Origin of the sequence: Saccharomonospora iraqiensis subsp. iraqiensis (genome assembly GCF_000430445.1) — a bacterium.
Taxonomy (GTDB): Bacteria; Actinomycetota; Actinomycetes; order Mycobacteriales; family Pseudonocardiaceae; genus Saccharomonospora; species Saccharomonospora iraqiensis.
In genome coordinates this window covers 1-5,709 of the sequence record NZ_AICW01000672.1, presented here as the reverse complement: position 1 = coordinate 5,709, position 5,709 = coordinate 1, and the positions used below count along the sequence as shown (strand labels likewise).

The window sequence follows — 5,709 nt, the reverse complement described above, 5'->3', positions numbered from 1 at the left end:
ACGCCCGCGCTTGCCGGCCGGGCAGAGGAGACCGGGCCGGCGCGGCGCCGCAGGCGCCGCCTTGAACAAGAGAAGAAAGTCTGAACACACCCGCCGTGGCTAGTTGCTGTTGGTGCGGGAGCGCCGGAGTACCGGGTGTTGCTAGTCGCTGGCGCGGATCTGCGAGATTCGGCCTTTGGTGAGGCCGAGGGCGTCGGCGATGTCGGTGTAGCTCATCCCGTGGTCGTGGGCTTCGTCGATGGCCTGTTTGCGGAGCTCGGCGGCCTCGGCGGCGCACTGTTGGTAGTGCTCGATGAGTTCGGAGGCTCGCAGACCTCGGCGGATCGGGTCCGGCTCGGTGCGCAGTGTCTCCAGCTCACTGTCGGTGGCCATGGCGGGAGTGTAGAAGCCGCGGACTGATGCGGGGGCTGGTTCGCCGGTGTCAGACCTCGATGAGGTTGGTGCCGTCGTGGGTGCGGGTGACGGGGCCGGGGCCGAAGGCGTCGAGGACCCGGACGGCAAAGGCCGGCGACATGAGTTCGCGGACCTCGTCCTGGGTGAGCCAGCGGACGTCGTGGGCCTCGGCGGTGGGGTGCGGTTCGCCGTGGGTGGGCGTGCAGCGGAAGACCAGGGCGACGATGCCGCGGCTGACGTTCTTGTAGACGCCGGTGAGGGGGCCGACCTCGACGTTCAGGCCGGTCTCCTCCTCGACCTCGCGGCGGACGCCGTGCTCGAACGGTTCGTCGGGCTCGAGGATGCCGCCGGGGGCTTCCCAGTGGCCGTTGTCCTGGCGCTGGATGGCGAGAACCCGGTCGTGCGCGTCGACGACGACGCCGGCGACGCTGACCGAGTGCGTCGGGCTCCCGCTCATGTGACCCTCCGGAGGACTGTCGTAGGTTGGTGCCAGACTAGCCCACGTCTAGAGGTGTTGCGAGGAGTAGGCGATGGTGGAGCTCGGCACGATCGACCGGCACAGTGACCGGCCGCCCTACCAGCAGATCGCCTCCGTCCTGCGCGACCTCATCGTGGCCGAGAAGCTCGAACCGGGCGCCAAGCTGCCGTCCGAGGCGCGGCTGGTCGAGCACTACGGCGTGGCCCGGATGACCGTGCGCCAGGCGCTGCAGGAACTGCGGGGCGAGGGCCTGGTGGTCTCCGAGCACGGGCGTGGGGTGTTCGTGCGTCCGATGCCGCCGGTCCGTCGGCTGGCCTCGGACCGCTTCGCGCGCAAGCATCGGAGCGAGGGCAAGGCGGCGTTCCTCGCGGAAGCCGACTCCGTCGGCTACACACCGACCGTGGACCGGATCGAGGTCTCGCACGGCTCGGCTCCGGACAGGGTCGCCGAGCTGCTGCGGCTCGACGTCGGGGCGGAGGTCGTCATCCGTTCCCGGCGCTACCTCGCCAACGGCCGCCCGGTGGAAACCGCGGTGTCCTACATCCCGGCGGAGTTCGCGGCCGGCACGAAGATCGAGCAACCGGACACCGGCCCCGGTGGGCTCTACGCGCGCCTGGAGGAGGCCGGCCACACGCTGGACACGTTCTCTGAGGAGGTCACCGCCCGGATGCCGGTGGGTGACGAGCGCTCCGCTCTCGAGATCGGCCCGGGCATCCCGGTCCTCACCGTGCTGCGCACGGCGTACGACACCGAGGGCGTCCCGGTGGAGGTCTGCGACACCGTGAAGGTCGCCCCGGCCTACGTGCTCCAGTACGACTTCCCGGCGCGGTAGGCGCGCGTTCCCTTTCGCAAAGAGGTCTGCCGTCCGCTTGCAACTCCTCTAGTCGTCTATGTAACTTGAGGACGTCTAGAGGAGTTCGGGACTACGGAGGGCCTGATGGACGACATCCCGGTGAACCTGAGCGGCTATCGGCTGATGGTCACGGAGGAGCCGACCATGAAGATGCGGGAGAACAAGGCCGGCGAGATGGAGCCGGCCACCGACCGGTACGGGGTCGCGAAGTTCGTGGTGATGCTGTTCGCGAAGCCGCGGCCGGTGCAGGGGCAGCGCACGGGTAAGGGCGAGGAGATCAAGGTGACCCTCGTGGCCGACCCGGGCGAGGGCTTCGAGGAGGGCTCCTACGTCGAGCTGATCAACCCGATCCTGAACACCTACGAGATGCGGGGCGAGGACGGGCGGATCACGGCATCGGGTGTGTGGTTCAAGGCCGACGGGCTCAAGCCCGCCGGTCCGTCGATTTCGTCGGCGCCGTCGGCGGCCTGACGTTTCGTCGGTTCTTCCGGCCCTTCCCCTTCCGGTGGTGGGTGGCCCGTTCGAGTCGGGCGAGGGCGCTACTGCGGTGTTTGAGAATTCCAGAGTGGGCCGGTCTGTGCCTTTTTTCGCGCCGTGTGGTGGCGCGCCTTGGTCCCCGGTGTGCGTGTGACCGGGGGCTTTGGGGTCCTACCACGCGAGGTGTGGCAGGTGGACAACGTTTCAACGGTAAGGCGTCAGCGAATGCTGTCGCGGGAACGGGGGTGCTTTCGATGGGTGACGGCGTGTGCTGGTTCGACCCGTTCGGGGTCGGTACGGACAAGGCGGGTGGATGGTGATGGATCGATTTCTGGTCAATGTGTCGGTGGCGATTCTGGTCGGGGTTCTGCTGGTGGCTTCGCCGGTGGCGGGGTCGTTGGTGGTGCTGTTCGCGGCCTGGCTCGGGCTGCGGTCGCTGCTGGCTCGTTCCGGGGCGTGACGGGGTCCGACAACGACGGAGAAAGGGGTGTGAGTGGTGCAGATCGAGGCGGTGAATCGCCGGGCACGGGAGCGGTACGGCTCGTTCGTCTCGGCGATGGACATGGTGCTGGAGGCGCTGGAAGAGCTCGACCGCTTCATCGACCGGGTCGACGACGACCGGGTCGGCGAGGGGACGTGGTCGATGGCCACGCGGGAGGAGTTGCAGGGCTTGCGCCGGCGGGCGGTCGACGAGTTGGACCGGTTGCGGGCGAAGGCGAAGAAGTACGAGGCCGACCTCGTGTCGCGGGATTGGAGGGTCTGACGTGGCAGGTATCCAGCTCGACCGGGCGCTCGACAACGTGGACGCGGCGATGCGGCAGCTACGGACGGCGGTGCGCGGGGTTCCGGTGCGTCGGGAGGGTTTCAAGGACTCGCACGACGCGCTGGCCCGGGCGGTGGCGACGCTGACGGTGACGCTGTCGGACTCGCGCTCGGCCATCAAGGACTGACCAACCAAGCCATTCGGCATCGGGCCGGCCTTCGATCACCTCCTCGGCGGGGTGCGAGGGCCGGCCTTTTCTCGTGTGAGGAGGCAAGCAATGGGACGGACGTCGACACGACGTCGGGGCCGTGAGTTCCAGGCCGCGGTGTGGCTGGCCCGGCATCCGGGCAGCGTGCTCACGCCGGGGGCGGTGGCCGGTTCCGGGCTGGAACTGGGGTGGACCCCGACCGGGGGTGTGCTCGGTGGTGCGGCGCTCGGGCTGTGTGCCTGGTACCGGGGGCATCCGGACTCGTTCGACCGGTGGGCCGCTCCGTGGCTGCGGGCCTGGCGGCGGCGCTGGGTGCGCTACGTCGGCGCACGGTGGCGCAGCATCGTCCGTGCCTGCGACCTGTACGAGACGCACCGGCGGACCGGCGAGGAGCTGTTCCCGCGGCTGCTGCGGGTGCGGTCGGCGACGGCGAACGTGGAGACGCTCTACGTCCGGATCGTGCCCGGTCAGCATGCCCGCCAGTTCGAGGCCAAGCTTCCGGAGCTGACGGAGGCGCTCAAGGCTGAGCGGGTCGCGGTCGAGCGGGTCAAGCCGCTGGTGATCGCGCTGGTGGTGCAGCGGCGGGAGCCGTTCACCGAGGTCATCGACACGCCGGCGATGCCGCGGGACACCGACGCCGTCGACCTGACCGGGGTCTACGTTGGTGACGACGAGTACGGCGAGGACGTGCGGCTGTCCCTGCTCGGGCAGCACACGTTCGTGGCCGGCGCGACCGGGTCCGGCAAGAACAGCGTCCCGGCCGGTCTGCTGCGCGGGGTCGCTCCGGCGATCCGGGACGGGCTGGTGCGGGTGTGGATCTGCGACCCGAAGCAGCTGGAGTTCTCGGCGTTGGCTCCGATCGCGCACCGCTACGCCACCGATCCCGCGGAGTGCCGGGAGCTGATCGAGGACTTCGTCGAGGACATGCGGGCCACCCAGCGGACCGTGTCCGAGCGGGGCGGACGCAGGATCACGCCCTCGCCGGAGACGCCGCTGAACCTGCTGGTGCTCGACGAGTTGGGCGCGCTGCTGGCCTACGGGGAGCGCTCGGTGGCCTCCGAGATCAAGCGGTCCCTCGCGCTGGTCGGCTCGCAGGGTCGGGCGACCGGGCACTCCATGCTCGGCCTGGTGCAGGAGCCGACCAAGGACACCGTGCCGGTGCGGGAACTGTTCACCGTGCGTCTGTGCCTGCGGGTCACCGACCGGGGGCATGTCGACATGGTGCTCGGGGACGGTGCCCGGGTGCGGGGCGCACTGGCCGACGAGATCCCGAACGTGCCGGAGACCGCGGGGATCGGCTACATGGTCCGCCAGCGCACCCGGACGCCGGTGCGGCTGCGCACGGCCTACGTCGACGACGACGAGCTGACCGAGCTCGTCGAGTTCGCCTCCGCCGACGCTTCGGCCGACGGTGCGCATCTGCGGGCGGTGAGCTGATGAGTCAACGGGAGCAAGCGCGCGGGGAGCTGCTGCGGCTGCTGGCCCAGGCCTACGAGACCTCGGCCGAGTGGAAGGACGCCGTGCTGCGGGACGTCGAGGAGCGCCTCGGCCTGTGGGGCGACCCGGACGCGCTGGAGGACACGCACGAGTACCAGGAGTGCACCGGCGTCGTCGATCAGATCCGGGACGTCTGGTCCGAGGTCCGGCAGGCCGAGATCTGGCCTCGCCCCGCTGATCACTGACCCGAGGGCGGGTTACAACGACTGGGAGGGATTCATCGTGTGGCGTCTGGGATTTCGCGTGTGGCGGGCGGGACTGGTCCTCAAGTACGGCCTGCCCGCGTTGCTGGTGCTGGTGCTGCTCTACCTCGCGCAGGGCCTGTCCCCGCTGTTTCTGACCGTGCTGTGCCTGTTCGGCCTCGTCGCCGGCGGGGCTTCGTTCGCGCTGCGGGAGTTCGAGGAGCGCGAGATCGGTCGGCCCGAGGGGCGGCGGAGGTGAGTACCGCGCCCGATGGACAGGAGGGAGGTGCTGTGTCCACTACGGATCGTCGGCGGTGGTCGGCGGTGGGCGTGATCCGCGTGGTGGTGACGGTGGTGCTGGGCGGGATCGGGGCCGCGGCCGGCTTCAAGCACACCCATGACTGGGCGGTGCATCACGGCCAGACCGGGTGGCTGGCCTGGGCGGACGCGGTCGTCATCGAGGGCATGGCGGTCGTGGCCGGGTTCGAGATCCAGCGCGACCGGCAGCAGCAGGACGCGGGACTGCGGCCGCCCCGGCGGGTGACCTTCCCGGTGGTGGTGCTGGTGGTCGCGTTCGGGATCCAGATGGCCGCGCAGGTGGCCTTGGCGGAGCCGACGCCGGCCGGGTGGCTGTTGGCGGCGATGCCGGCCCTCCGCTTCCTCGTCGTGGTCAAGCTGCTGATGCGGCGTACCCACCTGCCCGCGGCCGGGGCGGCGGACACCGCGGCCGCGCCTGCCCCGGTGGAAACACCCTCGGCGGGCGTTGCTCGGGAGCCCGAACCGGAGCCGGTGACCGAGCTGGCTCTCCCGGCCGCCACCGAACCCGCGGCCGTCGACGGTGCGAGTGCGGCGGCACCG

Annotated in this window: 11 protein-coding genes; 9 read left to right on the top strand and 2 right to left on the bottom strand. The window is 70.3% G+C overall.

Annotated features, from left to right (window positions below; genetic code table 11):
* Positions 1-141 precede the first annotated feature (141 nt).
* Together ACTIR_RS25650 and ACTIR_RS0100435 are read right to left on the bottom strand one after the other, a co-directional pair.
* The gene (locus tag ACTIR_RS25650; RefSeq protein WP_026452812.1) at positions 142-372 is read right to left on the bottom strand and encodes a sigma-70 RNA polymerase sigma factor region 4 domain-containing protein; all 231 of its coding nucleotides are present in this window, start codon (positions 370-372) and stop codon (positions 142-144) included.
* Between the two features lie 49 nt (positions 373-421).
* The gene (locus ACTIR_RS0100435; protein WP_026452811.1) at positions 422-850 is read right to left on the bottom strand and encodes an NUDIX hydrolase; all 429 of its coding nucleotides are present in this window, start codon (positions 848-850) and stop codon (positions 422-424) included.
* A gap of 73 nt (positions 851-923) precedes the next feature.
* Here ACTIR_RS0100435 and ACTIR_RS0100430 point away from each other — a divergent pair, with 73 nt between their 5' ends.
* The 9 genes from ACTIR_RS0100430 to ACTIR_RS20940 all read left to right on the top strand — a co-directional run.
* Positions 924-1,703 (top strand): GntR family transcriptional regulator, encoded by a 780-nt coding sequence (locus ACTIR_RS0100430; protein WP_026452810.1) that lies wholly within the window; start codon positions 924-926, stop codon positions 1,701-1,703.
* Between the two features lie 105 nt (positions 1,704-1,808).
* Positions 1,809-2,195, top strand: a complete 387-nt coding sequence (locus ACTIR_RS0100425; protein WP_026452809.1) for a hypothetical protein — start codon at positions 1,809-1,811, stop codon at positions 2,193-2,195.
* Between the two features lie 325 nt (positions 2,196-2,520).
* Positions 2,521-2,661: a hypothetical protein gene (locus ACTIR_RS26110; protein ID WP_161629603.1), complete on the top strand. Its 141-nt coding sequence runs from the start codon at positions 2,521-2,523 to the stop codon at positions 2,659-2,661.
* Between the two features lie 33 nt (positions 2,662-2,694).
* Entirely contained in the window at positions 2,695-2,964 is a 270-nt protein-coding gene (locus tag ACTIR_RS0100415) for a hypothetical protein (protein WP_324607083.1), read from the top strand.
* 1 nt (position 2,965) lies between these two features.
* On the top strand, positions 2,966-3,151 hold the full coding sequence (locus ACTIR_RS0100410; protein ID WP_026452807.1) for a hypothetical protein: 186 nt from the start codon (positions 2,966-2,968) through the stop codon (positions 3,149-3,151).
* A 90-nt stretch (positions 3,152-3,241) separates the two neighbouring features.
* The gene (locus tag ACTIR_RS0100405) at positions 3,242-4,609 is read left to right on the top strand and encodes an FtsK/SpoIIIE domain-containing protein (protein WP_026452806.1); all 1,368 of its coding nucleotides are present in this window, start codon (positions 3,242-3,244) and stop codon (positions 4,607-4,609) included.
* Entirely contained in the window at positions 4,609-4,854 is a 246-nt protein-coding gene (locus ACTIR_RS0100400; protein WP_026452805.1) for a hypothetical protein, read from the top strand. The genes ACTIR_RS0100405 and ACTIR_RS0100400 overlap by 1 nt, the downstream gene beginning before the upstream one ends.
* 37 nt (positions 4,855-4,891) lie before the next feature.
* Positions 4,892-5,110 carry a hypothetical protein gene (locus ACTIR_RS0100395; protein WP_026452804.1) on the top strand — a complete coding sequence of 73 codons (219 nt, stop codon included), beginning with the start codon at positions 4,892-4,894 and terminating at the stop codon, positions 5,108-5,110.
* A 32-nt stretch (positions 5,111-5,142) separates the two neighbouring features.
* On the top strand, positions 5,143-5,709 hold a 567-nt coding region (locus ACTIR_RS20940; protein ID WP_052583659.1), incomplete at its 3' end, for a DUF2637 domain-containing protein.